The organism is Bradyrhizobium sp. HKCCYLS2038 (genome assembly GCF_051167655.1).
In the GTDB taxonomy this organism is placed as follows: Bacteria; Pseudomonadota; Alphaproteobacteria; order Rhizobiales; family Xanthobacteraceae; genus Bradyrhizobium.
Genome location: NZ_JBNPTM010000014.1, coordinates 99,103 through 125,225 on the forward strand (window position 1 = coordinate 99,103; position 26,123 = coordinate 125,225).

Annotated in this window: 26 protein-coding genes and 1 tRNA gene; 16 read left to right on the forward strand and 11 right to left on the reverse strand. The window is 66.9% G+C overall.

Going from position 1 to position 26,123, the window contains the following annotated elements:
* Entirely contained in the window at nt 1–1,050 is a 1,050-nt protein-coding gene (locus tag ACQR1I_RS34620; RefSeq protein WP_434870825.1) for an alpha/beta fold hydrolase, read from the reverse strand.
* Between the two features lie 139 nt (nt 1,051–1,189).
* Between ACQR1I_RS34620 and ACQR1I_RS34625 the strand changes: the two genes are divergently transcribed.
* Nucleotides 1,190–2,746, forward strand: a complete 1,557-nt coding sequence (locus ACQR1I_RS34625) for a winged helix-turn-helix domain-containing protein (RefSeq protein WP_434870741.1) — start codon at nt 1,190–1,192, stop codon at nt 2,744–2,746.
* Between the two features lie 153 nt (nt 2,747–2,899).
* Nucleotides 2,900–3,076, forward strand: coding sequence for a Flp family type IVb pilin (locus tag ACQR1I_RS34630; protein ID WP_434870740.1), 177 nt, complete (start codon nt 2,900–2,902; stop codon nt 3,074–3,076).
* A gap of 117 nt (nt 3,077–3,193) precedes the next feature.
* Here the strand turns inward: ACQR1I_RS34630 and ACQR1I_RS34635 are convergent, their stop codons facing one another.
* The 3 genes from ACQR1I_RS34635 to ACQR1I_RS34645 form a co-directional block, all read right to left on the reverse strand.
* Nucleotides 3,194–3,598, reverse strand: coding sequence for a four-helix bundle copper-binding protein (locus tag ACQR1I_RS34635; protein ID WP_434870739.1), 405 nt, complete (start codon nt 3,596–3,598; stop codon nt 3,194–3,196).
* A 240-nt stretch (nt 3,599–3,838) separates the two neighbouring features.
* Nucleotides 3,839–5,818, reverse strand: coding sequence for a primary-amine oxidase (locus ACQR1I_RS34640; RefSeq protein WP_434870824.1), 1,980 nt, complete (start codon nt 5,816–5,818; stop codon nt 3,839–3,841).
* A gap of 33 nt (nt 5,819–5,851) precedes the next feature.
* Nucleotides 5,852–7,042, reverse strand: a complete 1,191-nt coding sequence (locus ACQR1I_RS34645) for a serine hydrolase domain-containing protein (protein ID WP_434870738.1) — start codon at nt 7,040–7,042, stop codon at nt 5,852–5,854.
* Nucleotides 7,043–7,200: 158 nt separating this feature from the next.
* Here ACQR1I_RS34645 and ACQR1I_RS34650 point away from each other — a divergent pair, with 158 nt between their 5' ends.
* The 7 genes from ACQR1I_RS34650 (at nt 7,201) to ACQR1I_RS34680 (ending at nt 14,289) form a co-directional block, all read left to right on the forward strand.
* Nucleotides 7,201–8,223 carry a helix-turn-helix domain-containing protein gene (locus tag ACQR1I_RS34650; protein WP_434870737.1) on the forward strand — a complete coding sequence of 341 codons (1,023 nt, stop codon included), beginning with the start codon at nt 7,201–7,203 and terminating at the stop codon, nt 8,221–8,223.
* Nucleotides 8,224–8,293: 70 nt separating this feature from the next.
* Nucleotides 8,294–9,811: an AMP-binding protein gene (locus ACQR1I_RS34655; RefSeq protein WP_434870823.1), complete on the forward strand. Its 1,518-nt coding sequence runs from the start codon at nt 8,294–8,296 to the stop codon at nt 9,809–9,811.
* Between the two features lie 70 nt (nt 9,812–9,881).
* Nucleotides 9,882–11,327 carry an FAD-binding oxidoreductase gene (locus ACQR1I_RS34660; RefSeq protein ID WP_434870736.1) on the forward strand — a complete coding sequence of 482 codons (1,446 nt, stop codon included), beginning with the start codon at nt 9,882–9,884 and terminating at the stop codon, nt 11,325–11,327.
* A complete protein-coding gene (locus ACQR1I_RS34665; RefSeq protein WP_434870735.1) occupies nt 11,324–11,767 on the forward strand; it encodes a DUF4383 domain-containing protein in 444 nt (147 codons plus the stop codon). Before ACQR1I_RS34660 ends, ACQR1I_RS34665 begins: the two co-directional genes overlap by 4 nt.
* Nucleotides 11,764–12,867, forward strand: a complete 1,104-nt coding sequence (locus ACQR1I_RS34670; protein ID WP_434870734.1) for a hypothetical protein — start codon at nt 11,764–11,766, stop codon at nt 12,865–12,867. Before ACQR1I_RS34665 ends, ACQR1I_RS34670 begins: the two co-directional genes overlap by 4 nt.
* Nucleotides 12,851–13,156, forward strand: coding sequence for a hypothetical protein (locus ACQR1I_RS34675; protein WP_434870733.1), 306 nt, complete (start codon nt 12,851–12,853; stop codon nt 13,154–13,156). Before ACQR1I_RS34670 ends, ACQR1I_RS34675 begins: the two co-directional genes overlap by 17 nt.
* Before the next feature lie 161 nt (nt 13,157–13,317).
* On the forward strand, nt 13,318–14,289 hold the full coding sequence (locus ACQR1I_RS34680; RefSeq protein WP_434870732.1) for a S1C family serine protease: 972 nt from the start codon (nt 13,318–13,320) through the stop codon (nt 14,287–14,289).
* A 12-nt stretch (nt 14,290–14,301) separates the two neighbouring features.
* Here the strand turns inward: ACQR1I_RS34680 and ACQR1I_RS34685 are convergent, their stop codons facing one another.
* Complete coding sequence (locus ACQR1I_RS34685; RefSeq protein WP_434870731.1) at nt 14,302–16,239, reverse strand: hypothetical protein; 1,938 nt, start codon at nt 16,237–16,239, stop codon at nt 14,302–14,304.
* Nucleotides 16,240–16,580: 341 nt separating this feature from the next.
* Here ACQR1I_RS34685 and ACQR1I_RS34690 point away from each other — a divergent pair, with 341 nt between their 5' ends.
* The 4 genes from ACQR1I_RS34690 to ACQR1I_RS34705 all read left to right on the forward strand — a co-directional run bounded on the left by ACQR1I_RS34690 (nt 16,581) and on the right by ACQR1I_RS34705 (nt 20,265).
* Nucleotides 16,581–17,645 (forward strand): phospholipase, encoded by a 1,065-nt coding sequence (locus tag ACQR1I_RS34690; protein WP_434870730.1) that lies wholly within the window; start codon nt 16,581–16,583, stop codon nt 17,643–17,645.
* Between the two features lie 147 nt (nt 17,646–17,792).
* Nucleotides 17,793–19,145, forward strand: a complete 1,353-nt coding sequence (locus tag ACQR1I_RS34695) for a hypothetical protein (protein WP_434870729.1) — start codon at nt 17,793–17,795, stop codon at nt 19,143–19,145.
* Nucleotides 19,146–19,149: 4 nt separating this feature from the next.
* Nucleotides 19,150–19,968 carry a hypothetical protein gene (locus tag ACQR1I_RS34700; protein ID WP_434888877.1) on the forward strand — a complete coding sequence of 273 codons (819 nt, stop codon included), beginning with the start codon at nt 19,150–19,152 and terminating at the stop codon, nt 19,966–19,968.
* A gap of 90 nt (nt 19,969–20,058) precedes the next feature.
* Entirely contained in the window at nt 20,059–20,265 is a 207-nt protein-coding gene (locus ACQR1I_RS34705) for a hypothetical protein (RefSeq protein ID WP_008965255.1), read from the forward strand.
* Nucleotides 20,266–20,343: 78 nt separating this feature from the next.
* Here ACQR1I_RS34705 and ACQR1I_RS34710 read toward each other — a convergent pair whose 3' ends face one another.
* The 5 genes from ACQR1I_RS34710 to ACQR1I_RS34730 all read right to left on the reverse strand — a co-directional run bounded on the left by ACQR1I_RS34710 (nt 20,344) and on the right by ACQR1I_RS34730 (nt 23,573).
* Complete coding sequence (locus tag ACQR1I_RS34710; RefSeq protein WP_434870727.1) at nt 20,344–21,009, reverse strand: DsbA family protein; 666 nt, start codon at nt 21,007–21,009, stop codon at nt 20,344–20,346.
* Between the two features lie 4 nt (nt 21,010–21,013).
* Nucleotides 21,014–21,799: a sulfite exporter TauE/SafE family protein gene (locus ACQR1I_RS34715; RefSeq protein ID WP_434870726.1), complete on the reverse strand. Its 786-nt coding sequence runs from the start codon at nt 21,797–21,799 to the stop codon at nt 21,014–21,016.
* Between the two features lie 46 nt (nt 21,800–21,845).
* Nucleotides 21,846–22,568, reverse strand: a complete 723-nt coding sequence (locus ACQR1I_RS34720) for an LrgB family protein (RefSeq protein WP_434870725.1) — start codon at nt 22,566–22,568, stop codon at nt 21,846–21,848.
* Nucleotides 22,565–22,963 (reverse strand): CidA/LrgA family protein, encoded by a 399-nt coding sequence (locus tag ACQR1I_RS34725; RefSeq protein WP_434870724.1) that lies wholly within the window; start codon nt 22,961–22,963, stop codon nt 22,565–22,567. Before ACQR1I_RS34725 ends, ACQR1I_RS34720 begins: the two co-directional genes overlap by 4 nt.
* A gap of 112 nt (nt 22,964–23,075) precedes the next feature.
* Nucleotides 23,076–23,573 carry a hypothetical protein gene (locus ACQR1I_RS34730; protein ID WP_434870723.1) on the reverse strand — a complete coding sequence of 166 codons (498 nt, stop codon included), beginning with the start codon at nt 23,571–23,573 and terminating at the stop codon, nt 23,076–23,078.
* A 190-nt stretch (nt 23,574–23,763) separates the two neighbouring features.
* Here ACQR1I_RS34730 and ACQR1I_RS34735 point away from each other — a divergent pair, with 190 nt between their 5' ends.
* A complete protein-coding gene (locus ACQR1I_RS34735; protein WP_434870722.1) occupies nt 23,764–24,072 on the forward strand; it encodes a hypothetical protein in 309 nt (102 codons plus the stop codon).
* Between the two features lie 81 nt (nt 24,073–24,153).
* The gene (locus ACQR1I_RS34740) at nt 24,154–25,239 is read left to right on the forward strand and encodes an AbrB family transcriptional regulator (protein ID WP_434870721.1); all 1,086 of its coding nucleotides are present in this window, start codon (nt 24,154–24,156) and stop codon (nt 25,237–25,239) included.
* Here the strand turns inward: ACQR1I_RS34740 and ACQR1I_RS34745 are convergent.
* Nucleotides 25,236–25,775 (reverse strand): disulfide bond formation protein B, encoded by a 540-nt coding sequence (locus ACQR1I_RS34745; RefSeq protein ID WP_434870720.1) that lies wholly within the window; start codon nt 25,773–25,775, stop codon nt 25,236–25,238. The genes ACQR1I_RS34740 and ACQR1I_RS34745 overlap by 4 nt on opposite strands.
* A gap of 194 nt (nt 25,776–25,969) precedes the next feature.
* On the opposite strand from ACQR1I_RS34745, the gene ACQR1I_RS34750 reads away from it, so the two are divergent.
* Nucleotides 25,970–26,054 (forward strand) — tRNA-Leu (locus tag ACQR1I_RS34750).
* Nucleotides 26,055–26,123: the final 69 nt, after the last annotated feature.

Below are 26,123 nucleotides of genomic sequence, written 5' to 3' on the forward strand. Positions count from 1 at the left end.
TTACGCGCCGGCGATCACGTCGATCACGGCCTGCGCAAACGCCTGCGGCGCCTCCTGCGGCAGATTGTGGCCGATGCCGCCGGTGATCAGCCGGTGCTCGTAGCGGCCGGTGAACTTCTTGGCATAGGCCTGCGGCGCGGGATGCGGCGCGCCGTTGGCATCGCCCTCCATGGTGATGGTGGGCACGGCGATGTCGGGGAAGGTCGCGAGCTTCGCCTCCAGCGCGTCGTACTTGGCCTCGCCCTGCGCGAGGCCGAGACGCCAGCGATAATTGTGCACGACGATATCGACGTGATCGGGATTGTCGAAAGCGGCGGCGCTGCGCGCGAACGTCTCGTCGTCGAACGCCCATTTCGGCGACGCCGTCTGCCAGATCAGCTTCGCGAACGCGCGCCGGTTCTTGTCGTAACCCTCACGGCCGCGCTCGGTCGCGAAGTAGAACTGATACCACCATTGCAGTTCGGCCGCGGGCGGCAGCGGCATACGGCCGGCCTGTTGGCTGCCGATCAGGTAGCCGCTGACGGAGACCATGGTGTTGCAGCGCTCGGGCCACAGCGCCGCGATGATGTTCGCGGTGCGCGCGCCCCAATCGTAGCCGGCCAGCGTCGCCGTCCTGATCGCGAGCGCATCCATCAGCGCCACGATGTCGGCGGCGACCGCGACGGGCTGGCCGCTGCGTAGGGCGGTCGGCGACAGCAGCCGCGTTGTGCCATAGCCGCGCAGATGCGGAATGATGACGCGATGCCCAGTCGCAGCCAGCGCCGGCGCCACGTCGGCGAAGCTATGGGTGTCGTAGGGCCAGCCGTGCAGCAGGATCACGATGGGACCGTCAGCAGGCCCGAGCTCGGCATAGCCGATGCTGACATCTCCCGCAGTGACCTGCTTGATCGGTCCGAGCGCCGTCGCGGCGCCCGTCCTGATCGCGGGCAGCTTCGACGCGGACGTGAAGCCCTGCGCCGTTGCGGCGCTGGAACCGAGCTTAATAGCAGCGATGGCGGTTCCGGCCAGGCTGAGAAAGCGGCGGCGGCTCTGATGCAGGGCGGACATGATGACGTCTCCTTGGGTTCCGATCCGTCCATCGTGCGCCCTGCCGCGCCGCCGCGCTTGCAGGCGGCGTGGATTTTTCCTTGAGGCCGGCTTGATTTTGCAGGACGCGTGACGCGAAGGTGGATTGGATCCTGCGACAGCCATGGCGGCGCATGTGGTGTATTGCTTCGATGATCTCATGCTGGATCCAGGCCGCCGCGAGCTGCGCCGGGGCGACAGCCTGATCGCGATGGAACCGCAGGTGTTCGACCTGCTCGCGTTCCTGATCCGGACGCGCGACCACGTCGTCAGCCGCGACGAGATCCTCGCCGAGGTGTGGGGCGGCCGCATCGTCTCGGAGGCGACGCTCGCCAGCCGCATCAGCGCCGCGCGCAGCGCGATCGGCGACAGCGGCGAGACGCAGCGCCTGATCCGCACCATTCCACGCAAGGGCATCCGCTTCGTCGGCGAGGTCCGTGAGACGGCGGCCGCGGCGAGGACACCTGCCACGGCCGCGGCCGCATTCGATGGTCCCGCGATCGCCGTGCTGCCGTTCACCAACATGAGCGGCGATCCCGAGCAGGACTACTTCGCCGACGGGATCGTCGAGGACATCATCACCGCGCTGTCCCGCTGCAGCGGGCTTGCGGTGATCGCGCGCAACTCGTCCTTCACCTACAAGGGCAAGGCCGTCGACATTCGCGAGGTCGGACGCGAGCTCGGCGTCGGCTACGTCCTCGAAGGCAGCGTCCGCCGCGCGGGCGCGCGGCTGCGCATCAGCGGGCAGCTGATCGACGCGACATCAGGCGCGCATCTCTGGGCCGAGCGCTTCGACGGACTACTCGACGATGTGTTCGCGCTGCAGGACCGCATCACCGCCAGCATCGTCGCCGCCATCGAGCCCACGCTCGAGCTTGCCGAAGGCGAACGGCGCCGCGCCACGCCGCCGCTGCATCCGGATGCCTATGACCTTCTGCTGCGCGCCGCGAGCCTGCGCGATGCCTTCACGCCCGACAGTCTGCAGGCGGCGACGGACTGTCTCGACCAGGCGCTGGCGATCGACCCGTGCTGGGCGCCGGCCATGGCCGCGAGCGCCTATTGCCGCGCGCTGTGCCATTTCCAGGGCTGGAGCGCCCCGGACGCCGAGCATCGCGCGGCGGCGGTGGCGCTGGCCTGGCAGGCAAGCGAACGCGCTCCCAACGACGCGCAGGTGCTGTGGATGGCGGCGTTCGCGATCTGGAACATGGCCGACGAGATCGCGCCGGCGCGCGAACTGTTCAAGCGATCGCTCGCCATCAATCCGAACTCGGCGATGGCGCTGACGTTGAGCGGCTGGATCGAGGTCATGGCCGGATATCCGGTAGCCGGCCGTACGATGATCGAACGGGCGCGACGGCTGAACCCGCGCGATCCGCGCGGCTGGTTCGCCGCCGGCGCGCTGGCGATCTGCGCGGTCGCGGAGGACGATCTCGCCGCGGCCATCCAATGGGCCGAAGCGGCGCTGGCGCAGAACCGGCGTTTCGCCGTAGCGCTGCGCGTCCTGATCGTGGCGCTGGTCAAGACCGGCAACGGTGGGCGCGCCAACGAGGTCGCGCGGCAGCTGCTGCGAGTGGAACCGAACCTCACGGTGTCCCAATTCCTGGCACGAATTCCGTTTCCGGTTCGCACGATGGCCACAACCTATGCGGAAGCACTGCGCGCAGCGGGTGTTCCGGACTAAGGCTCCCGCGTGTAGTGATCACGGCTGCAACTGGAAATTCTGCCATATTCTGCAAAGCCGCGAAACTTGACCATCCTCCGTTCATACTACCTTAGGTTCCACTCCGTAGTTTCGCGGACGTCGCCCCGACAACGGAATCGACGGACGGCGGAGATGAGCGTGAAAAAAATACTCGTCAAATTTTACGAAGATGAATCGGGCGCGACCGCCATTGAATATGGACTGATTGCAGCTGCCATCGCGCTCGCGCTCATCACCCTTCTCGGCCAGCTCGGACTGACGCTGGAAGGGATCTTCACGAAGCTCACGGCGATGTTGGGCGGGGGCTGATCGATCAGATTGTCTGCAATGGCGTTCTCAGGGCCGGAGCAATCCGGTCGCCATGGTCGGACGGGCCGGGCGTTCGCGCCCGGCCCTTGATCGTTCGAGGCCCCCTGCGGCGCTCGCTCAATGCGTCATGCCGCGGCCCGCGTCCTCACACGCGCTCAGGCAACTGCGGCAGGCGTCGGCACAGATCCGGCAATGCGCATGCATCTCTGCATGCTTGTCGCACTCCTCCGCGCACAGCCGGCAGGCGGCGGCGCAGGCATCGAGCATGCGGCGGATCATCTCCTGATCCGAACCGGTTCGCCGCGTCGCGATGCGACCGGTGATGTTGCAGATATCGGCACAATCGAGATTGAGGCGGATGCATTGCGTCAGCTTGGCGACGCCGTCCTCGGCGAGACACGCATCAGCACAGGACGTGCATGTCTGGGCACAGGAGTAGCATTCCTCGATGCAGCGGATGAGCGCATCGTTGACCTGTCCGCGGACATGCGGATGAGTTTCGATCATTTGTTGAGCGTGCATGGTGAACTCCGGGAGTTGGCCCCGCGTTCGTCAATGACGATCGACCGAGAAGGTTCTTAACCGCCCGTCACGCCGGAACGAACCACCCCCGAGCTCGTTCTCCCCGTGCATGCCGGGTGACAACCGGCCATAATGGGGAACGGCGGACGCAGCTGATTTTGCCGGTTTCTGGCTGCGACATCAACGTATCGGTACGCGCTGACGCCTAACCTGTTCCCGGCATGCATCCACCCCTACGCGTTAACCGTGACAGCAGCTGCCGCTCGTCCCCGAAGGCGTCTCGGCGCTCAGCACGCTCTTCGCGTTCCGGTCTGCGGGAACGTCGAAGCCGGCATTGGCTGCGAAGAAGCCGACGGGCTTCAGCATGAAGCCGGCATATTCGACCGGCATGACCGGGAAATCCTCCGGCTTGCAGACGTGGGTGTGCCCGAACGAGTGCCAGACGACGATGTCGGCATTCTCGATGTTGCGGTTCTGCTCGATGTAGCGCGGCAGGCCGTCGCCGCCGGCGTGCACGTTGGGATAATCGCCGCTCGCATACTTCTCCGCCGGCTCGTAGGCCGTGACCCAGACATGCTTCGTGGCGAAGCCGCCGCGGCGGCGCACGAAGCTGCCTTCCTGCGCCAGCATTACCGGGCTCGGAGTAACCACGAGCTTGTAGCCCGGCGCGGCGCCGACGGAATTCTTGACGTTCGGATTCGAAATCTTCCAGTAGCGCCCGGTCTCCCCATTCGCGAGCCGTGCCGCATCACGCTCGCGCGCCAGCACGCGGCTGGTGGTGTCGAACACGTTGCCATGCGGATTGTCGCGGCCCCACGGACGCGGCACGAACTCGTGCTCCGTCACGGTGTTGCAACCGCCGTCGATGTCCATGTGCAGGCGCGCGTTGAAGAAGTGCTGATGGGTCGGGCCACCGATGTTGTCATCGACCATGCCACCCCACGGATAGGTCGCGCCGGGCGCCACCGCCGCGGTTTGGATGATGCCGGTCAGCTTGCATTCGAGCTGGATGGTGCCATCCTGGTACAGATACCAGTAGAAGCCGTAGTCGTAATTGCCGACGGTGGCGAAGAAGCTGATGACGAGCCGCCGCGAGCGCCGCACCTCGAACAGGCCGTTGCGGAACTCGTAGTGCTTCCAGAGAATGCCGTAATCCTCCTCGTGCATGCATATCGCGTTCTGCATCACGAACGGCTCGCCCTTGCTGTCGGCGGCGGGCACGTCGAAATAATGGATGTTGCCGAGGCAGTCGCAGCCGAGCTCGAGCGCATTGGCGAGCATGCCGAGACCATATTCGCCGGCGTCGAAGGCCGACTTCCAGAAATGATTGGCGGTCGGATCGGCGTAGGGAACGACCATCTCGGTGACGCTGGCGCGATGGATGATCGGGCGCGTGCGTTCGCCATCCTGATAGGACAGGCGATGCAGCACCAGGCCTTCGCGCGGCGTGAAGCCGACACGAAAGCTCCATTTCTGCCAGTCCACCTTCCAGCCGTCGACGGTGAAGCTCGGTCCTTGTGGCTGCTCGATGTTGAGCGGCTTGATGTCGGTGCGCGGCGCCGTCACCTCATGGGCGCCGTAGTTGCGCTTCTTGCGCGGAATCGGGATCACCGGGTCCTCGTCGGTGAGGTCGATGACCTTTCCGGCGATCAGGTCGACGACGGCAACGACCCCCTCGATCGGATGCGCATAGCCGTTGTCCTGCGGATGCTCGCGGAAATAGCTGACGGCGCGGACGATGCGGGCGCCGCGCTCGAACGGCAGGTCGAAGAAGCCGGACGAGAACGGATCGACCTGCACCAGCTCGATGTCCTTGTCGGTCAGGCCGCGCCGGTGCATCGCCTTGCGCCAGCCGGGATCGGCCTTGACCGCCGCCTCGCAGCGGAAGAACTCCTCCAGCATCACCGGCGGCTGGCCATAAGGTGCGTCGCGATTCGCCACCACGTTGCGGGCCGTGATCTCGTTCGCGTCGAGATCGACGACGTGCTCGACCGACAAGCCGCTGGCAATGTCGAGCGAGACCACGAAGGCCCTGCGCGGCAGCGTTTGCCCGCTCGCATGAGCGGCAAGCTCGGCCTTGGTCGGCTCTTCCAGCCGCACGATGGGAAAGCGGCAATCGTCCGGCGACGCCGCACTGGCGCGCACCAGGTTGCAGGCGGCCGCAATCTCGTTTGATGTCAGCGGATCGAGCGGATGAACAACGGCAACCGAAGCGGTGATGTCCTGCACGAGCGTCTCCCTCGGTGATGCGGGTCAGGAAAGATGCGCAATGATCTCGCGAAACGCGGCCAGCCAGCGATGATCCTGGGTGACGTCGAGCGCCTTGGCCTGGGTGGCGAGCTTGACGATGACGGTGTCGCTGGCGACATCGACATAGATCCACTGGCCGTGGATGCCGACCGCGGCGAGATCGCGGCGCCTGGTGTCGACCGTGTACCAGTTGCTGCGATAGCGGCCCTCGGGAAACACGAAGGCGAGATCGCCGTTGGTCCAGGCCTCCCGATTGCCGGCATCGTGAATGTCGTCGATCCATGCGCCGGGCACGACCTGCCGGCCCTGCACCAAGCCGCGACAGCGGATCATCTCGCCGAAGCGGGCGAGGTCGCGCGCGGTCGCCGAGATGCCGCCCGCGAACCGCCCTGCTCCCATCGAGTCCAGCGTGATCGAGGCATCCTCCGCCGCGCCCATCGGCTGCCAGAGATAGTCGGACAGGATCTTGGCATAGGGCGCGCCGCACGCGCGCTCATAGATCCATCCGCACACGTCGGTGTTCGGCGACACGTAATGAAACGCCTCGCCATGCGGCTTGCCGCTGGGACGCAAGGTCGTGAGAAAATCGCGCTGGTCACCGGAAGGCACGCCGGGCGGCGCGACGTCCCAGCCCGACGAATAGCGGTAACGCGTCACGTCGCCGTTCGGGTCGTCGTAGTCCTCCTCGAAGCGGATGCCGACCTGCATGTCGAGGAGGTGGCGGATGGTGCAGTCGCTATAGGCCGTGTCGGCAAGCTCCGGCAGATGGGTCGTGACCTTGTCGGCGGGATCGATCAGCCCGCGCGCGGCGAGCACGCCGCCGAGCGTCCCGCAGATCGACTTGCTCACGGAGCACAGCATGTGCGGCGTGGTGACGCTCATGCCCTCGCCATACCATTCCGTCACGATGACGCCGCGATGCATCACGATCAGCGCATCGGCATCGGTCGCCTGCAGCGTTTCCGCGATCGTGGTCGCCTGGCCATCGGGCGCGGTGAACGGCAGGCCGGTCAGTTCGCGCTGCGCCGAGAACAGCGAGGAGGGCTGCGCGGCACGGCGGATCACCGCGGTCGGCAGCAGCTCGCGCGCGTGGGTGAAGCCCCAGCGGATCGCCGGATAGGTGCGCCAGTTGGCTTTCGTGACCTGCGCCTCCGCCGGCGGAGGGCAGCCGCGCATGATGTCCGTCGGTCGCATGTCGTCCTCCCTCGGCACGTGGATGTGAGGCGAAACTGCCAATCAGGCGCGGGACAGCGTTATCGAAATCGGGCAAGATCGATGGTTCCGCAACCCGCAAGACGTTGCGCCCAGGCGCGGGTCTTGCAAGGTTCGGGCTGTATTTCCGTCGTAACGTCATGATCTTGACCGCATCGCATCGATCCGAGGACAACCGGCCGCGGCTGCTGCAGACCAGCAGCGCCGACGTCGACGAGCATTGTGCCGATCTCGGCGGCTGGCGGCTGACCTATGACCAGATCAGCGCCGGGGCCTTCCGCGGCAGCTTCACCCAGCTGTCGCTGCCGCAGCTCGACATCTTCCACGAGTTGACCAGCCAGCAGGTCCGGCAGTCCGGCCAGCTCGGGCATGGCTGCTTCGGTCTGGCGGTGCCCTGCCGCGGCGAAGGCCCGGTCCATGTCAACGGCACGGCCGTGCCACAGGATGCGCTGATCCTGTCCTTCGATGGCGATGTCGACATCTGCACGCCGCGCGGCTCCGAATTGCGCGGCCTCACCATCTCCACGCAGCAGATCGAGGACATCATCGGCCAGCTCGCCATCGAGCTGCCGCACGATCTCAAACACCGGATGCGGGCGGTGGCGGTGCCGCCCGAGGCGCTGCGGCGCTTCCGCGGTCTGCTGGCGACCATCGATGCGATGGCGCGCGAACATGGCGACGGCATTCATCAGAACGCCATCTGCGTGGCACAGCAGAACGCCTTGCTGGTCGAGATCGCCGACATGCTGCCGAGTGCGCGGCCCTGCGACGACATCAGCAGCGGCGCAGCGCGCAAGCGCATCGTCGATCGGGCCTGTGAGATGATGCTGACCGCGACGGACGAGCCGGTGTCGATGCTCGACATCTGCAAGGCCGTCGGCGCCAGCCGCCGCAAGCTGAGTTATTGCTTCCAGGACGTGCTCGGCACCAGTCCCGTGACCTATTGGCGCGCGGTGCGCCTCAATCGCGTACGACGCGATTTGAAGTCGGGCCGCGATCCGCGCGACGGAATTTACGACGTCGCGGTGCGTCACGGGTTCTGGCACTTCAGCCAGTTCTCGCTCGACTACAAGCGCCATTTCGCAGAACTGCCATCCGAAACCCTGCGGCGTGCGCGTATGGACGCGTCTCCTCGGTTGAGGCACAACTCTGCTCATCACTGACGTCTGCCGCGTGACCGGCGGACCAAGAATGGCGCGCGCGAGCGATGCGGCCGATGATGCGGAGGACGAGATGCTGATCCCACTCGCGGATGTGCCGCGCTGGTATGCCGAGCGCAAACCGAAGGACAGCATCGCCGTCCAGCATGGAACCGAGGCGCTGACCTGGGAGCAGCTCGAACGCCGCGCCAATGCGCGCGCCCGTGCCTTCGCCGCCAAGGGTGTCAAGCCCGGCGACTTCGTCGCGATCGGCCTGCCCAATGGCAACGCGCTGTTCGAGACCAGTTTTGCAGTGTGGAAATGCGGCGCGACGCCGACCTCATTGTCATGGCGGCTGCCGCGCGGCGAAGCGGCCGCGGTGCTGGAGATTCTCCAACCGTCGCTGGTGGTCGGCGGCGAGGCCGACTGGAACGCGCCGAATACGCTGCCGGCCGGCTTCACGCCCGAGGGGTTTTCCGAGGAGCCGCTCAGCGCGCCGGTGTCGCGCTATTGGAAGGCGATGACCTCCGGCGGCTCGACCGGACGACCCAAGGTCATCCTCGATCATGCGCCGGCGGTGACCGACACGGCGGCCGAGCCGCCGCTCGGAATCCCCAGGGGCGCGTCGCTGCTGAATCCCGGGCCGCTCTATCACAACGCGCCCTTCATCGTGTCGCACTACGCGCTGTTCGCCGGCGGCAAATTGACGGGCATGGTGAAGTTCGATGCCGAGGAGACGCTGCGGCTGATCCAGGCGCAGCACATCCAATGGGTCAACTTCGTGCCGACCATGATGCACCGCATCTGGGCGCTGCCGGAGGCGATCCGCAACAACTACGACATGTCGAGCCTGAAGATGGTGTTCCACATGGCGGCGCCGATGCCGCCCTGGCTTAAGGAGAAGTGGATCGAGTGGCTCGGGCCGGAGCGCGTCTACGAGCTCTATGGCGGCACCGAGCGCCAGGGCCGCACCATCATCTCCGGCACCGAATGGCTGCAGCACAAGGGCTCGGTCGGCAAGATCGATGACACCTGCGGCTTGCGCATTCTCGGCCCCGACGGCAACGACGTCGCGCCCGGCGAGAGCGGCGAGATCTACTTCCTGCCGGCGGATGGTCCCGGCGCCACCTATCACTATCTCGGCGCCGAGCCGAAGCGGCGTGCCGATGGTTGGGAATCGCTTGGCGACGTCGGCCGGCTCGATGCCGACGGCTATCTCTATCTCGGTGACCGGCTGGCCGACATGATCCTGCGCGGCGGCGCCAACATCTACCCGGCCGAGGTCGAGGCGGCACTGATGGCGCATCCCGACATCCGCTCCTGCGTCGTCGTCGGCCTGCCGGATCCGGAGCTCGGCCAGCGCGTGCATGCAATCATCGAGATCGACCGGGCCAAGGACATCAAGGGCATCATCGACGGCATGGGCACGTTCCTCGCCGACCGGCTCAGCCGCTACAAGCATCCGGAGAGCTATGAGCTGGTCGACATGATGCTGCGCGACGATTCCGGCAAGGTGCGCCGGACCCTGCTGCGCGACGAACGTGCCGGCTGGATCAAGGACGGCCGCGATTTCCGCATCATGCCGGCCCGGACGCGAGCGGCCTCGGATTGACCGTCAGGAGAATTTTTCGAACGTTTACGATGCTGGCATAGACTCCGTGAGGACGAGGAGTGTCCGCACCATGATCTCGAGACGACGGTTTCTGCGCACCGCAGCGACGGCTGCGGCGCTTCCATTTGCGCGGATGCCGCGGGCCCGGGCCGAGCTGCGCACCATCCTCAACGATGCCAGCCGGCTCAACCCGACGCCGGTGGCCAAACATGTCGTCATCACCAAGCCCGCGACCGACGACCTGATCGCGCGCCTGCGCGGGGAACTGAAGGAAGCCGCGGCGGCGAAGCGTCCGATGACGGTGGCGGTGGCCCGGCATTCGATGGGCGGCCAGAGCCTGCCCCGCGATGGCACCGCCGTGACGCTCGATGGCGGCCCGATCGAGCTCGACACGGCGGCGCGGACCTATCGCACGGGAGCCGGCAACCGCTGGTGGGACGTCATCGCCGCGCTCGACGCCAAGGGCTTCTCGCCGGCGGTGATGCAGTCCAACAGCGATTTCGGCGTCGGCAGCACGTTTAGCGTCAACGCCCATGGCTGGCCGGTGCCCTACGGTCCGTTCGGCTCGACGGTGAAGTCGATCCGCATGCTGCTCGCGGACGGCACGCTGGTGCAGTGCTCCCGAAATGAGAATGCCGAACTGTTCGGACTCGCGATGGGCGGCTATGGCCTGTTTGGCGTGATCGTCGACCTCGAGGTCGAGATGGTGCCGAACGTCCTGCTCGAGCCGCGCTTCGAGCGCATGGCGCCGGAAAAATTCGCCGAGAAGTTCACGCAGAGCATCGACGGCGATGCCAACGTGAAGATGGCCTATGGCCGCATGTCGGTGTCACGCAAGGCGTTCTTCGACGACGCCCTGCTCGTCACCTTCCGGCCGGCGCCGGACGCACCGGCGACGCTGCCTGCCGTGACGAACTCGGGCAAGCTCACGGGGGTCGCCAACACGATCTATCGCGCGCAGACCGGCTGGGAGGTCGCCAAGGGGCTGCGCTGGTTCATGGAGACGCGGCTCGGCCCCGCCATCTCCGACGGCCGCTACACCCGCAACTCGCTGATGGCCGAGCCGGTCGCCAATCTGGCGCAGAAGGACATGCACCGGACCGACATCCTGCACGAATATTTCGTCGCACCCGAGCGGTTCGGCGAGTTCCTCACCGCCTGCCGCGAGATCATTCCCAAGGCGCGCGCCGAATTCCTCAACGTCACCTTGCGCTATGTCGCCGAGGACAAGACGCCGGCGCTGACCATCGCCCCGGTGCGCCGTATCGCCGCCGTGATGTCGTTCTCGCAATCGACCTCGCCGGAAGGCGAGATCGACATGATGCGCACGACCGAGGCCTTGATCGACCGCATCACCGCGATTGGCGGCGCGTTCTATCTGCCCTATCGTCTGCACGCCCGCCGCGACCAAGTCGAGAAGGCCTATCCGGCGATGGCAAGCTTCGTTGACGCCAAACGGCGTTACGATCCGAACCTCCTGTTCCGCAACGCGATGTGGGACACGTATTTCGCATGACGACGACAACCGCGGACGGCTTCTCCCTGGATCGCTATCGCATCGCTGCGCTCGCGCTCGCCGTGGCGCTGCTGTTCGCGGCCGCCACCGACTACATCCCCGCCTTCATCGATGCGCAGGGCCGAGTGTTCGGCCTGTTCCAGCTCGACGTCTACAAGGATGCGCTCCACGTGGCGTCCGGCCTGTGGGCGCTGGGGGCGATGCTGACCCGCCGCAGCGCGGTATTCTTCCTGCGCGTGTTCGGCACGCTGTATTTCCTCGACGGCGTGATGGGCGTGTTCACCGGCTCCGGCTACCTCGACCTCTCGATCTTCATCGACGGCATCCGAAACACGTCATGGCTGGTGAAGTTTCTCTCCAGCGTGCCGCATCTGGCGCTCGGCGCGCTCGGCATCGCGGTCGGCTGGTCGCCATGGCGCATGCGAGCCGTATCAGCATGAGCCTGCGCCGCAAATTCCTCACTCTTGTCGGCGTCGGCATCGCCGCCGCGGCCATCGCCATCACGACCACGGTGATCAGCGTCGAGACCGTCTGCACCGCCGACGTGCCGACGCCCGTGGTGATATCGCAATTCGGCATCACCGATGAAGGCTATTCCAGTCCGCAGGGCGACAGCTTCCTGACCTTTCCGGAGTGGTACATCGTCCACGCCTACAGCGATCTCGCCGGCGTCACCGAGCAGAAATCGGAGTCGGCGTTCCACTATCTGTCGAGCATTGCCGGCTTCTGGCGCAGCCTGTGTCGCGCCACCCGGCAAGCCGATGGCTCCGGCCCCGCGAGCTCGGACCAGAAGCTGACGAACTACATCATCGGCTTCAGCTTCACCGCCGAAATGGCGCTGCAGGGGGCCTACGAGAACAGCATCGGCGCGCTCACCGAGGACACCACCGAGGGCGTCAAGACCGCCGAGGATGCCTTCAACCTGGCTTTGCTGAAGGACTACGCGGCGTTCCTCTATCAGACCCCGTGGTATCGCTACCCCTTTGCCGCCAAGCTCGGCCAGTTCTGGCGCGAGACGCCGTTCGTGCCGTCGGTGCGCGCGGTGGAACGGCGCGTCTCGCTCAGCCTGCAATATGCCGGGCGCGCCGCCTATGCCGCCATCATCGGCTATGCGGCCGGCTATGATCCCGCGGTTCTGACCATCCGGAGCGTGGTAACCGGAATGCACTCGACCGAGCTCGCGGGCCTCCCGGGCGTGACGGTGATCCGCGAGGTGACGGGCGCCAAGGGAACGGCGGGGACCCTGGTGGAGACCGAGCGCTACGCCAGGTTCGATGCGTTCGCGAAGGAGCTCGGACGCCATTCCGGCGCCGCGCTCGCGGAAGTCGCCGGCAACCACCGCATCCTCGTCACCATCGTCGTACCTCCGGGTGACGGACGGCTGGCAGCTTTCGATGGGCTGCCTATATTCAGTATCCCGATCCAGTCCCGTCCGGGCTCGCGCCGTATCGGCGTCGACGTCCCGGTGCGGTCGCTGGTTCAGGACATCGCCCGTTTCGACGCCGCCGGCTACACCTTCGAGCATGCCTACGACTACTGATCAGAGGCCCCCGTCTCGTGCCCTGCCCTGGCGGGGGCTCGTGGCCGTCGCCTTTGCCTGGTTCGCGGGCATGGCCGCGATGGCGATCGTGGTCAGGCCCGACGCCGTCGTCGTGTTCGGGCCGTCGGATCGCATGATCTCGGCGATCGTCGCGTCCGATGGAGCCTTGCTCGATGCCGGGCGTTTCCATGTCGCGGCGAGACCGGGGGCAACGACGGTCGGCGGCCTCTATGCGGCCGGCGCCTGGCTGGTGTGGCCCCTCATCGGCAAGGGCTGCGGCCGCGGGTGACCACAGCAAGGGCGTCATTTCTCCCGGCAGGGCTGCGGGCCGGCGGAACTGGCGCCGACGCCCAAAGATGTTAAGCTCGCGTTCACGCCGTGGCGATGACGCGACATGATGCAGGAGCTTGGTCGACACCCCCCGGGGTCTCGACAAGCAGGAGTAGATAGATGGCTTCTTTGACGGAATGGAAAGTGCCGTTTGCCTTCCAGCCTCGTGCCGAAGACTACCAATACGATCTCGACCGCGCGTTGTCCTCGATCGTGGGCCTGCATGCCATCATCCCGTCGGATGCGTTCAGTGCGGAAACGCTGGGCACCGAGCGCGCCGGCAACGCCGTCGTCATCGATGACGGGCTGCTGCTGACGATCGGCTATCTGATCACCGAGGCCGAATCCGTCTGGCTGCACCTCAACGATGGACGGGTCGTGCAAGGCCACGTGCTGGGATTCGATTTCGCCACCGGCTTCGGCCTGGTACAGGCGCTCGGTCAGCTCGACCTGCCGGCTTTGCCGCTCGGCTCGTCCGCGGCCACCAAGGTCGGCGATCAGGTGGTGCTCGGCGGCGCCGGCGGCCGGACGCGATCGGTCGCGAGCAAGATCATCGCCAAGCAGGAATTCGCGGGCTACTGGGAGTATCTGCTGGACGAGGCGATCTTCACCCATCCGGCGCATCCGAATTGGGGCGGCACCGGCCTGCTGTCGCCCAAGGGCGAGCTGATCGGCATCGGATCGCTGCAGTTGGAGCGCGAGCGCGACAGCAAGGCCGAGCACGTCAACATGGTCGTGCCGATCGACCTGTTGAAGCCGATCATCGACGATCTCCGCCGCTTCGGCCGCGTCAACAAGCCGGCACGGCCCTGGCTCGGCATGTTCGCGACCGAGGTCGACGATCGCGTCGTGGTGATCGGCGTCGCCACCAACGGGCCGGCCGCCCGCGCCGAGCTGAAGTCCGGCGACGTCATTCTCGGCATCAACGGCGACAAGGTGACGAGCCAGAGCGAGTTCTACCGCAAGCTCTGGGCGCTTGGCGACGCCGGCGTGGACGTGCCATTGACCGTGCACCATGAGGGCGTCGACTTCGACGTCACGGTTGCCTCCACGGACCGCGCCAAGATGCTGAAGGCGCCGCGAATGCACTGACGCGGCGCGGCCTCACGCAACGACGTGCCAGGCCGCAGCGACCTGGTCGTGCAGCTGTGCATCGGTCGGCAGCAGCGAAGCCAGCGCCGGATCGAAGCCGGGATGAGCCTGCGCGTAGTTCGCCATCGCCTGCACCAGCTGCGACACCTGCGTATCGAGCTCCAGACCGCCGGCCTTGATCTCCTGCAGCTGATAGGAGCCACCGAGGAACCAGTCCGCGACGGTGACTTGCTGATGGGTGCCGAGAATGTCGATGTCGAGATCATTGCCTGATTTGACGAACCAGAAATTTTCCGCCGTGTAGGCCGTGCCGAAATCCAGCGTTCCCGTCGGCTTCGACAGCGAGGCGACACCATTGATGATGACGTCGTTGCCGTCGCCGGGCGCATAGACATAGGTGGCGCCGACGCCGCCGACCAGGATGTTGTTGCCGGCGCCGCCCTTGAGCACGTCGCTGCCGCCGCCACCGATCAGTAGATCGTTGTTGGCGGTTCCGAACAGCGTGTCGTTGCCGCCGCCTGCGATCAGGAGCGCGCCATCAGTCGCCGCGATCACCACGCCTGAAACCGCGTCGATCGCAACGCTGGTCGACGCATCGCTCAGGGCTGCGCTCAGCCAATCCAGATTGTCGGTCTTGCCGCCCCAGAGCACGCCGATCGCCATGTCGATCAGCGTGGCGTCCTCGCCGTCGACGCTCGCGACGGCGTCGATCAGCGCGACCGTGCCGAGGATGTCGACCGCCGATCCGGTGTCCGTGTGCGACCACAGCGCTGACGACAGGTCCGCGACCAGAAGGTTCTTGGCCAGGTCCTGGTAGAGCACGCCGTGCTCGTGTCCGACCACGCCAGGCGTCGACGCCGTCACCTCATCATGGTTCTGCGCCAGCAGCGCCGAATACTCGACCACGATCTCGGCCAGCGCCTTCTCGACGCCGGCAGCCTTCAGATAGGCCGCTGTCGTCGCAGCGCTGACGCTGTCGCCGAGCACGCCGCCGCCGTTGAACAGCGCCTGCACGGCGCTGTTGCCGTAGCCGCTCGCGTCGGTCACCGTCGAATAGGCGATCATGTCCTTCATCTTGTCGGCTGGCGCGCCCGCGCCGCCGATGCCGGCTGCGGGAATGCCGACGGCCGTGGCAATCGCGTCGTCTTCGAGCGGCGCCAGGAGCACGGCCGCGGCCTTCTTCCAATCCTGCGCGTTGTTGTCGCTGGCCCACTGCATCATCGTCAGCAGCGCGATCGAATGCAGCTGGACCGGGTCGAGCCCCAGATTCGTGCCGGCGCCAAGCACGGTCTTCTGCTCCGACGAGATGCCGATCGCCGCGTCGGCGATCGCCAGCGCACCGGCGACCGGCCCGAGCTGCAGCAGCGCCAGCGGCGCTTCCAGCACGGGGGCTGCCGCCCGCACATATTGCAGGACCTCGCCGGAGACGGAGACCATGTGGATGTCGTTGTAGCGGTCGACCGGATGCGACGTCAGCGCGCCCCAGAAGCCGTGCAGCTGATCGTAGCGGACCTCGGCCGCGAACTCGAACGGCATCGCATCATAGGCGTAGGCCACCTTGTTGTTGAGTGCCGCAATATAGCCGGCCAGGCCGCCACCCAGCGAGTGACCGGTCAGCGACACGTTGGCCGTCGTCGCCCACGTCTTGTAGTACGCTTCGGCGTCCGGAAACTGTGTCGGCCAGCCGGTGAGCCCGGCCCCGCCGAGCCAGGCCGGTACGTCGGCGACGCTGTCGGTGCCGCGATAGGAGATGATTCGCGTCGACGGGTCCCCGATCAGCTGATAGGTCGCCGCTTCGAAATTGTCCGCGGCGGCCGCGACGCTGCCGGCCACCAGCTGATAGCTGCCAATGCGATCGAAGGTGACGGAGAGCGCCGCGTTGACGCCCCTGTTGTAGACGTCCATGGCTAGCACTGCGTTGATCAACGCGGCCGACGGCGAAGTGGTCATGTGCGCATCCCCCTGAGAGCCGGTCGGCAGTTTTGACCGCAGCAATCCGTTCACGAGGGAACTGCGTTGCTGCGCCGTCGGCTTTCATGAAGTGCGACATCGCGCCGGATGTTTGTCAATTGCGATTCGTCCACACGTGTATTTGCGCGTGATGCGCCTGACGCGCGATCCCATCATGGTGAGCGAAGCGTTGCCATATGATATGCGTCGGAGCACGAATTTGCGCGGAGCGAACGCCCGTTCGGAAAATGATCATTGCCCGCGCGGCCGATTTTGCGTTGCATAAGAGCGCTCGCAGGCCGGCGGGTGACACATCAGGCCCGTTCGACCAGGAGATCTGCATGACCGAAGCCGTGGTGGACGATATTCTCATCGTGCTGCCGCCGCTGCTGCAGTCACTCGAAGCCCTGTCCTACGTCGCGCGCTATCTCAACCCGGCGGATTTCGACCGCGTGATGGCCGACATCGGCGATCCCGATCAGGCCCTGCAGACCGCGCGCGCGCATCTCACCACGTGGCCGGCCGATTTTTCCCACATCCGCATCGCTTTCGATTCGGCGGCCGATGCCGCGCTGACGTCGTTCGCAGGCCTGCGCGCCGTGCATCGCGGCGAGGGCGATCTGGTCGACGTGTTCCGCGCGCTGCGCCAGTTGCCGCGCGCGCTCGAGGCGCTGTTTCCGCTGGCGGCGACCTTGCCTCCGCTGAGCGAATTCTTCCTGGATCCGGCCGCCGGCAACGACGAGGCGCTGCGCCAGCTGCTGGCGGCATCGGCCGGCAAGGACGCCGTGTTTCACGACCACAACGAGATCGGCAACCGCGGCGGCTTTTCGCTGTACGTGCCGGAATACTATACGGCTGATCGGGCCTGGCCGCTGGTAATGGCGCTGCACGGCGGCAGCGGCAACGGGCGCGATTTCCTGTGGAGCTGGCTGCGCGCCGCGCGCAGCCTCGGCGCGATCCTGGTGGCGCCGACCGCGACCGGCCCGACCTGGGCGCTGATGGGCGAGGACGCGGATACGCCGAACCTCGGGCGCATTCTCGATCTCGTCCGCAGCCGCGTCGCCGTCGATCCCGCGCGGATGCTGCTGACCGGAATGAGCGACGGCGGCACCTTCTGCTATGTCAGCGGGCTGGAGGGCGGCTCGCCCTTCACTCACCTCGCCCCCGTCGCCGCGACGTTCCATCCGCTGATGGCGCAGATTGCCGACCGCGACCGGCTGCGCGGACTGCCGATCCAGATCGTGCACGGCCGGCTGGACTGGATGTTTCCGGTCGAGATCGCCCGGCACACCCAGGATGCGCTGGCAAGAACCGGCGCCCACGTCGTCTATCGCGAGATCGACGATCTCAGCCATTGCTATCCGCGCGAGGTGAACGTCGAGCTGCTGCGCTGGTTGATGAGCTGACGCTCCGTTCCTCGCGACTCCATGCGACATGACCGATCGGTAAGATCCGCGACATAATCTCGACGGATTTTCTCCGCATTGGTAACCGCTTGGCCAAACAGCGGGGGCGCTGCTCAGGGCGGATCTGATGCCGCCGAAGGACCGTTCATGCCCGCGCCCGCCGCACATCTTGCCTCGGCTCGCACCACCTCCGTTCTGCTCAGCAACGGCGTCAACCGCCTCGAGGTCACGCTCAAGCTGACCACTGCGATCCTGGCGCTCGCCGCCGGCGTCTACACCTATCTCGGCGTCCGCGAGCTGCTCAACGGCAGCCCGACGACCGTGTTCTTCGCAGCCGTCATCTATTCGGTTGCGGTCTCCGTGGGCATCTATGCGTTCTGGGTGTTCATGATGCAGTTCATGCCGCACGTGACCAGCCTGGTCGGGCGGCTGCTGATGGCCGGCTGCATGCTTTTGGGCTCGCTGATGATCGTAGCGATGTCGTCATGGCTGAACGCGTCCGCGCTGGCCGGCGCCGCGGCCATTCAGCAGCATCTTGCGATCACCGTGCAGAACTACACGCGCGACCTCGACCGCGCCAACAGCCAGGCGATTGCAGCGCAGAGCCTGCTGCCCGACATCCAGCTTGCCTCGTCGCGCTTCGCCAAGCTGGCGGAGGCCGAGCGCGCCGGCTCGCTCACCGGCACCTCCGGCTCGGGCACCGTCGTGCAACTGCTGGCGCAGATGTCGACGCAGCTCGATGGACTGGGACAGCAGGTGCAGGAGTCCGGTAAGCGTGTCTCCGCGCTCTATGAGCAGGGCAGCAAGAGCCTCGCCAAGATGCGCGAGCTGATCTCCGACCGCGGCCCAATCGCGACGCGCAGCGACGCCTTCGCCACCGAATCGCTCAACCTGATGGGCGTGATCGCCAATCTGCAGCAGACCTCGGTAGCGCCCGCCGTGAGGCGCGCTGCAACCTCGCTCTCCGCGGGCTTCATCGCGCCGGCGGCCAGCGGGCGCAGCGGTGATCTGGCCGAGCGCCAGACCGCTGTCGTCGGCAAGGTCGAAAGTGCGATCGCGACGCAGGCCGCCTCGCTGGCTGATGCCGCCGACAAGATCCTGGCGCTGCCGCGCATCGAGCCGACGCGCTATCAGACGCTATCGCCGGCCGAAGCGGTGCTGCGCTATGCCGGCGACTTCATCCCGAGCTGGGCCGGCGCGATCTCGATCGACCTGATGCCGGCGGTGCTGGTTCTGATCCTCTGCGTCGTTCATGCCGCGATCCGTCGCGAAGGCCTGCCGGCCGTGAGTGCCTCCAGCCTCACCGCGGCAGACCTCGTCGCCGCCATGCAGGTGGCCCGCGAGGTCGAGGACGCCAGGCGGGCGGCCGAGTCACGGCCCACCATTGCGCCCGACGTCCCGGCCGCCACGCCGGCGCTCGAGCCGCAACCTGCCCCTGCTCCCGCCGCGGTCGCGGACGAGAACGTCACCTCGCTGTCGTCAGCGCGGGTCGGAAAGTAGTTCGATGGCGTCGGCCTTGAACCGCCGCGTCCGTGCCTGGCTCGCCGACAATCCCGACGAGAGCATCCTGCGTTGGACGTTCCGCGCGATCCTCGTCGTGACCGTCGTCGTGCTTGCGGCCGACCTCGTTGAGCTGAACGGTGCAGGCGTCGTAACCGATGCCGCCTCGCCACCGCTCGAGATACAGCGCAGCCAGCCCGACGCACCGACGGACGCTCCGTCGGTGCTCGGACCGTTGCTGAAGCGACTGATGCCGCTGCCCAAGGGCGATCTCGCGCTGGAGCGGCCCATGAGCCTCGAGCTGCGCGGCGGCGGGCGGCTCTATGCGACGGGCACGATTACGCCGGGCAGCGCGCGAGCTTTCACTGATGAGATCGAGCGGCACGGCGAGTACATCAAGACCATCGTGCTGAACTCGCCGGGCGGCTCGGTCGCCGATGCGCTGGCGATGGGACGGCTGGTTCGTGCACGCAAATTCGCGACTGAGGTCGAGGCCGGCAAGACCTGCGCCTCGTCGTGCCCGCTGCTGTTCGCCGGCGGCACCGAGCGCCGCGCCGGCGAGCGCGCCGTCATCGGCGTGCATCAGATCGCCGCAGTCCGCTCCGCCACCGCCGCCCGCTCCGAGGATGACATGAGCGTCGCGCAGAACGTCTCGGCACGTTGTCAGCGCTACCTCGCCGACATGGGCATCGACCTGAAGGTCTGGGTGCACGCGATGGAGACGCCGCACGACCAGCTGTTCACATTCAAGCCCGACGAACTCAAATCGCTCAATCTGGTCACTGCGGCGCCCGAATCGCGTCCTGAAAAACCACGCACTTAGTCTGTCTGGTCCCGCTTGAACCTTCCGCGGCACGCGCGGAACCAAGCTTCGACGGCGGCGTTGTCGGCCGTCACACTGGAGAACATGATCATGCGGACATTGGTGGGAATGATCCTGGGTGCGCTCATTCTGGGGTTCGGCGTCTACATCCACGATTCGATGCAGACCTCGGAAGTCGCCAACGGGCCGACCGCGCAGTCGCGCCGGACGATCGTCAACTGGGATGTCGCGGCGGACAGCTGGAACTCGCTCAAGACCCGCGCGCATGACGACTGGGTTCGCATCTCGTCGAAGTAACGCGCAGCACCGCTCGTTTGCAGGGCGTCTCGACCTCAGGTCGGGGCGCCTTTCGCTTTGCGCCTGAGGATTTTGCTCCTAGTTGGCGGCCTTCGCCTTGCGGGCGTCGGCAATCACCTGCTCGAACTGCGCCATAGTCAACACGCCCGGCACCCTGAACTTGCCGACGATGAAGGACGGCGTGCCGCGGAAGCGCAGGCCGCGCGCCTGGCTGTCGTTTCGAGCCAACATGGCATCGATCGCCTTGCTGTTGGCCGCGAGATCGCGTCTGGCGCGATCGATGTCGATGCCCGCTTCGGCGAGCAGCTCGTCGATGCGTGGCTCGGTCAATTTCGAGCTGGTGCCGATCAGCGCGTCGTGCGCTTTGGCGTACTTGTCCTGATACTTGCAGGCCAGCGCCATCCGCGCCGCCACCACCGATACCGGGCCGAGGATCGGCCACTCCTTCAGCACCCAGCGGACCTTGCCGTCATCATGCACGACCTGCTGCAGCTCGGGATCGAGCTTGCGGCAGTACGGACAATTGTAGTCGAACCATTCGACGATCGCGATGTCACCGGCGGCATTGCCGAGCACGGGCGCATCGGGGTCGCGCAGCACCGAAGCCTCGTCCGGCTCGCCGGCCTCGTCATCGGCGCGACCGGCCTGCGTCCACAAGGACAGCGCGGCGCCGGCGCCCAAGAAAGTCAAAAGCTCGCGCCGATTGGCCGCGAGGGCGATCTCGCCCGACGTACCGCGTTTCATGACTTCAGCTCCAGATATGCAGCAGGCTGCGCGTCAGCATGTACAGCGCCACCGCCGCGATCACGATCGAGAACACCACGTTCAACGCGCCGCGCCGCTCCGAGAGATGGCGCGCCAGCCGCGTTCCGGCAAGACCTCCGGCGATACCGCCGGCGATGAACAGCCCAGCGAGGTCCCAGGCCACCAGCCCCGACCACGCGTAGCTCGCCGCCGTGGTGAGCCCGAACGTCGTCACCGCGACCAGCGACGAGCTGACCGCATTCATGATCGGCATGCCCGTCGCCGCCATCAGCGCCGGCACGATCAGGAAGCCGCCGCCGATGCCGAAGAAGCCGGACAGCGTGCCGGTGGCGAGGCCGAAGCCGGCGATGGCCGGAAAATTGGCCATGCTCATCTTCACGTCGGGCGTGCCGACGCGGGCGCGGGTCTTCAGCATCAGCATGGCGATCACCATCATCACCAGCGCGAACAGCGCCAGCAGCTTCTGGCCGTCGACCATCTTGCCGAGCAGCGAGCCTGTGAACGCGCCGACGATCCCGGCCGCCGCGAACAGCGCCGCGATCGGCCAGATCACGGTGCCGCCGCGGGCATGGTTGGCGAGGTTGATCGCGGCATTGGTCGCCACCGCGATCGCGCTCGAGCCGATGGCGATGTGCGGCTCGGGCACGCCGACCACATAGACCATCAAAGGCACCGCCAGCACGGATCCGCCGCCGCCGACCAGGCCGAGCGAGAAGCCGACCATGCCGCCGCAGAGCACACCGAGAATGGCTTGAGTCGCAGAAATCATGGCGGCAGCATGGGTCACTTCCCGGCGGTGAAGGCAAGCCCGAAATTCATCGGACCAGCACCGTGACCGCGAGCGGAACGAGGAACGACGTCACCAGCGCGTTCAGGCTCATGGCGATGCCGGAGAAGGTGCCGGCGAGCGCATCGACCTGGAACGCCCGTGCGGTTCCGATGCCGTGCGCGGCGAGCCCCGCGGCAAATCCCCTGGCGCGGAAATCGGTGATCCCGGTGCGGTTCATCAGCGGCGTGACGATGACGGCGCCGATGATGCCGGTGAGCACCACCGCGACAGCGGTCAGGGAGGGATCGGCGTGCAGCGACTCGCTGATCCCCATGGCGACGCCGGCGGTGACCGATTTGGGCGCCAGCGACAGCACCACGTCGCGCGGCAGTCCGAAGGCCTCAGCCAGCCAGACCACCGAGGCGATCGCGGTCACCGATCCGATCAGCAGCGCCGCCAGCATCGGCACGATGGCCAGCATCACGACCTTGCGGTTCTGGTACAGCGGCACGGCGAGCGCGACGGTGGCCGGTCCGAGCAGGAAGTGCACGAACTGCGCGCCGGCGAAGTAGGTCGTGTAGGGCGTGCCGGTCAGCAGCAGGACCACGGCGACGATCCACATCGCGTGCAGCACCGGATTGGCGAGCGGATGCCGGCGCGTCCGCACGGACACCGCGTCGGTGACGGCGTAGACCACCAAGGTCACGCTCAGCCACAGCAGCGGCGATTGCGCCAGATAGACCCAGAGCGAGAACGGGTTTGCGCTCATGACGGCTCCCGCTTCCGCGCCAGCAGGCGGCTGGTCGCCACGAACGCCGCGACCGTCACCAGCAACGTCACGACGACCGAGAGCACGAGGACGGCGGCGATGGCCAGCCCATGCGCGGCGATCAGATCGAGCTTCTGGACGACGCCGACGCCGGCCGGCACGAACAGCAGCGACAGGTTGGCGAGCAGCACGCGGCTGACGCCTTCGATCCCTCCCTCCGCGCCGTCGCTGGCGAGCGGCCCGACGGCCAGGACAGGGATCTTGTCGCGCAGCAGCAGCAGCGCCAGCAGCGCGACGAGGCCCAGCACCGGCCCCGGCAGCGGCAGGGCCAGGCTGCGGACGATAACTTCGCCGATCAGTTGACAGAGCAGGATGAGGCCGAGGCTTGCAATCATTGCCGCTATCGTCGGTCAGGTCGGCAATGACTGCAAGATGGCGTCCTGCGGGAGCACGCGCGACCGGATGCAGACGCAGCCGGCCGCCGATCGTGGCTCGTGAGCGCGTCGCTCAGGCAGCGCCCTTCAGCTTCTTGGTGCACTCGCTGTAGTAGCCGCCGCCCTTCTCGATCCACTTCATGCCACCATTGGCGTTGGTCGCCTTGTTGGCATTGTACTGGTCGACGCAGGTGTGCATGCGGGCCTTGCCGGCCGTCTCCTTGGCATATTTCGGATCCACCGCATTCGGATACACGGCCGGACCGCTCGGCGCGGCCGCCGGTGCAGCCTCCTTGGCGGCCGACTTCGTGTCCTTGGCCGGCTTGGCCTCGGCGGCGGGCGCGGCCGGAGCCGCTGCCGGCGCGGCGGCGGCATCGCTGCTACACTGCGCCTTGCGGAAGTCGTTCCACTTCTGGCCGTTCAGCGTGCCGGCGTCCTTGGCCTGCTTGTACTTGGCGCTGCATTCCTGCGCTGTCAGCGCCTGAGCCGGCGCGGCGGCGAAAGTTGCGAAGCCGATGACGGTGAGCGCGGCGAGTGACGAAGCAACCAATGATTTTGCGTGAAAACTCATCCCAGATCTCCCTGTGGAGCATGTTGAATGGGACAATGAGTCTAGCGGTGCACCGGCTTCCGGCAAGGCAGACAGGGCGGCAGGGCAACGAAAATATAATTTGCGTCGCGCTGCGATCCGGCTCATTCCATTCATACCGGGTTCAGCATTGCCGGACACTGCGCCGTGCCTATCGTTCGAGGAATTCTGCATGACATTCACTGCCCGGGTGGCAGCGGCGGCCGCCGCAGCTGCCATCCTGCTGGCCGCCGGCCCCGCCGTCTCGCAACCCGGACTGACCCTGCCGTCGCGGCCCGACGCCGCCACCGACAAGTTCGCCACCATGGAGAAGACGGCCCGGCGGGCGATCTCCGTCGCCTGCTCCAAGGAGGCCGACGACCAGGGGCTGAAGGGCAAGGCGAGGGGTAAATTCCGCTCCGCCTGCAAGCAGGACAAGGCGGCCGCAGCGGCGGCGGCGACCACTCCCGCGCCCGCGACCCCGCCCGACAAGCCGAAATGATCGCCGCCCAGCGCCCGCGCGCATGGCGCCTGCGCGACGGCGGGAATTGTTCGCGATAGCAGCTTTTGGCATAAGCCGCCGGTGCGCCAGATCATCTCCTCCCTCCCGTTCGCTCCGCCCAGCCGCGCCAAGACCCTGAGCGCGCTCGAGACGCTCGCCTTGGGCACCGCCGGCGGCCTGGTCTTCCTGTTCGCCCATCTGCCCGGCGGCCTGATCTCCGGCGCGATGATCGCGACCGGGATCGCCGCCATTGCCGGCCGCCCGCTGGCGATGCCGCCGATCCTGACCCAGACCATCCTGCTGCTGCTCGGCATCTCCATCGGCGCGATCGTGTCGCGCGAGCTGATCACCCATGTCGGCGCCTATCCGGTGACGATCGCGCTGCTGGCGCTCGCGACCTTCTGCTCGACCTTCGGCTCCAGCCTGTATCTGCAGCGCGTTCATGGCTGGGACCGCACCTCGGCGCTACTCGCCGGCAGCCCCGGCGCGCTGTCGCAGATCACGATGCTCGCGGTCGAGCGCGGCGCCGACCTGCCGGCGATCGCCGTCGTGCAGACGCTGCGCGTGATCATCCTGACCGCGGCGCTGCCGCTGGTGCTGGCAATCGCAGGCGTCGCGCCGGCGGCGCCGGTCTCGCTCGACCAGAGCGTCGCCTCGCCGCTCGGCCTGCTCGCGCTGCTGGTGGCCTCGCTGGCAGCGGCCGTGCTGATGCAGCTGATCAAGTTTCCGGCGAGCTGGCTGTTCGGCGCCATGGTCGCGAGCGGCGTGCTGCACGGCACAGGCCTGGTCGAGGGCGGCCTGCCGGAGTGGATGCGCGGCGCCGCCCTGATCGGCATCGGCGCCCTGATCGGCAGCCGCTTCGCGCGGATGCGGGTCAAGACGCTGGTCGGCCACCTCAGGGCCGCGCTCGGCTCGTTCGCGATCGCGGTCGCGATATCAGCGCTGTTCGTCACCGTGATCGTGCTGGTGACGCATGTGCGCTTCTCCGACACCATCGTCGCCTTTGCGCCCGGCGCGATGGACGCGATGCTGGCGCTGGCGCTGACCCTGCACATCGACCCGATCTTCGTCGGCGCCCATCATCTGTCGCGATTCGTGTTCGTCACCATCGCCACCCCCGGCATCGTCCATCTGTTCGGACGGCCGCAGGAGGACGTCGACGATTAGACGGCACCCGGCTTGCGCGTGAAGCCCCAGCCGGCGATGGCGGCTGTCAGCAGCGAGATCAGCACGCTGTAGCCGGCCAGGGACAGGCCGAGAAAGCGCCACTGCACCTCGTCGCAGCGCACGACCTTCACGCTGTCGAGCCGCTCCAGCAGGTTGCCGGCGCTGCCGAGATTGCCGACCGGCCCGGTGCATTCGGTCGGCCCCGGCCAGAAGCCCCATTCGACGCCGGAGTGGTAGACGCCGAGCCCGGCATTGCCGAGGCCCGCCAGCGCGATCAGCGCCAGTCCGGAGAGCACCAGACCGCGCGGTGCGCCGCCCTTTGCTGCCAATGCCATCACGAGCCCCAGCGGGACGATGGCGTAATAGGCCCAGCGCTGTTTCAGGCAGAGCTCGCAGGGCTGCAGGCCCCACACCAGCTGCATGTACCAGGCACCGGCCAGGGTCGCCGCCGCGATGCCGGCCGCGAGCAGCGCCGCCGTCACCGCCGGGCTCAGCGCCCCCACCGCCGGGCGTGCCATCACCGAGGTATTGCTCATCGATCCTCCCGAACGCGGGCTGTCTTAACGCGGGCTGTCTTGCGGCCCCATGCCGGGCCCGTCCCGGCTCCTACTCCCGCCAGCGAAAGCTGTCGAGATGAGCCACCATCACGTCCGTGCGGGTTGACCCTGCCCGGCCGCCCGCTATAGTCCGCCCGCTTCGCACGGGTTCCTGCCCAGGGTCCGGCGCGAATGCCCCTGTGGCGGAACTGGTAGACGCGCTCGACTCAAAATCGAGTTCCGCAAGGAGTGCTGGTTCGATTCCGGCCAGGGGCACCACGCTTCGCCGCTTTGCGGCTACGCGTGGCGCGGCCGAGCCCGGCTCCCTGACCCGCAAAGCGGCGAAGC

Excerpts from the sequence above, each read along its gene's own strand:
- ACQR1I_RS34625 (WP_434870741.1), top strand. The coding sequence starts at position 1,190 with ATGGCGGCGCATGTGGTGTATTGCTTCGATGATCTCATGCTGGATCCA.
- ACQR1I_RS34630 (WP_434870740.1), top strand. The coding sequence starts at position 2,900 with ATGAGCGTGAAAAAAATACTCGTCAAATTTTACGAAGATGAATCGGGC.
- ACQR1I_RS34635 (WP_434870739.1), bottom strand. The coding sequence starts at position 3,598 with ATGCACGCTCAACAAATGATCGAAACTCATCCGCATGTCCGCGGACAG.
- ACQR1I_RS34645 (WP_434870738.1), bottom strand. The coding sequence starts at position 7,042 with ATGCGACCGACGGACATCATGCGCGGCTGCCCTCCGCCGGCGGAGGCG.
- ACQR1I_RS34650 (WP_434870737.1), top strand. The coding sequence starts at position 7,201 with ATGATCTTGACCGCATCGCATCGATCCGAGGACAACCGGCCGCGGCTG.
- ACQR1I_RS34655 (WP_434870823.1), top strand. The coding sequence starts at position 8,294 with ATGCTGATCCCACTCGCGGATGTGCCGCGCTGGTATGCCGAGCGCAAA.
- ACQR1I_RS34660 (WP_434870736.1), top strand. The coding sequence starts at position 9,882 with ATGATCTCGAGACGACGGTTTCTGCGCACCGCAGCGACGGCTGCGGCG.
- ACQR1I_RS34665 (WP_434870735.1), top strand. The coding sequence starts at position 11,324 with ATGACGACGACAACCGCGGACGGCTTCTCCCTGGATCGCTATCGCATC.
- ACQR1I_RS34670 (WP_434870734.1), top strand. The coding sequence starts at position 11,764 with ATGAGCCTGCGCCGCAAATTCCTCACTCTTGTCGGCGTCGGCATCGCC.
- ACQR1I_RS34675 (WP_434870733.1), top strand. The coding sequence starts at position 12,851 with ATGCCTACGACTACTGATCAGAGGCCCCCGTCTCGTGCCCTGCCCTGG.
- ACQR1I_RS34680 (WP_434870732.1), top strand. The coding sequence starts at position 13,318 with ATGGCTTCTTTGACGGAATGGAAAGTGCCGTTTGCCTTCCAGCCTCGT.
- ACQR1I_RS34685 (WP_434870731.1), bottom strand. The coding sequence starts at position 16,239 with ATGACCACTTCGCCGTCGGCCGCGTTGATCAACGCAGTGCTAGCCATG.
- ACQR1I_RS34690 (WP_434870730.1), top strand. The coding sequence starts at position 16,581 with ATGACCGAAGCCGTGGTGGACGATATTCTCATCGTGCTGCCGCCGCTG.
- ACQR1I_RS34695 (WP_434870729.1), top strand. The coding sequence starts at position 17,793 with ATGCCCGCGCCCGCCGCACATCTTGCCTCGGCTCGCACCACCTCCGTT.
- ACQR1I_RS34700 (WP_434888877.1), top strand. The coding sequence starts at position 19,150 with ATGGCGTCGGCCTTGAACCGCCGCGTCCGTGCCTGGCTCGCCGACAAT.
- ACQR1I_RS34705 (WP_008965255.1), top strand. The coding sequence starts at position 20,059 with ATGCGGACATTGGTGGGAATGATCCTGGGTGCGCTCATTCTGGGGTTC.
- ACQR1I_RS34710 (WP_434870727.1), bottom strand. The coding sequence starts at position 21,009 with ATGAAACGCGGTACGTCGGGCGAGATCGCCCTCGCGGCCAATCGGCGC.
- ACQR1I_RS34715 (WP_434870726.1), bottom strand. The coding sequence starts at position 21,799 with ATGATTTCTGCGACTCAAGCCATTCTCGGTGTGCTCTGCGGCGGCATG.
- ACQR1I_RS34720 (WP_434870725.1), bottom strand. The coding sequence starts at position 22,568 with ATGAGCGCAAACCCGTTCTCGCTCTGGGTCTATCTGGCGCAATCGCCG.
- ACQR1I_RS34725 (WP_434870724.1), bottom strand. The coding sequence starts at position 22,963 with ATGATTGCAAGCCTCGGCCTCATCCTGCTCTGTCAACTGATCGGCGAA.
- ACQR1I_RS34730 (WP_434870723.1), bottom strand. The coding sequence starts at position 23,573 with ATGAGTTTTCACGCAAAATCATTGGTTGCTTCGTCACTCGCCGCGCTC.
- ACQR1I_RS34735 (WP_434870722.1), top strand. The coding sequence starts at position 23,764 with ATGACATTCACTGCCCGGGTGGCAGCGGCGGCCGCCGCAGCTGCCATC.
- ACQR1I_RS34745 (WP_434870720.1), bottom strand. The coding sequence starts at position 25,775 with ATGAGCAATACCTCGGTGATGGCACGCCCGGCGGTGGGGGCGCTGAGC.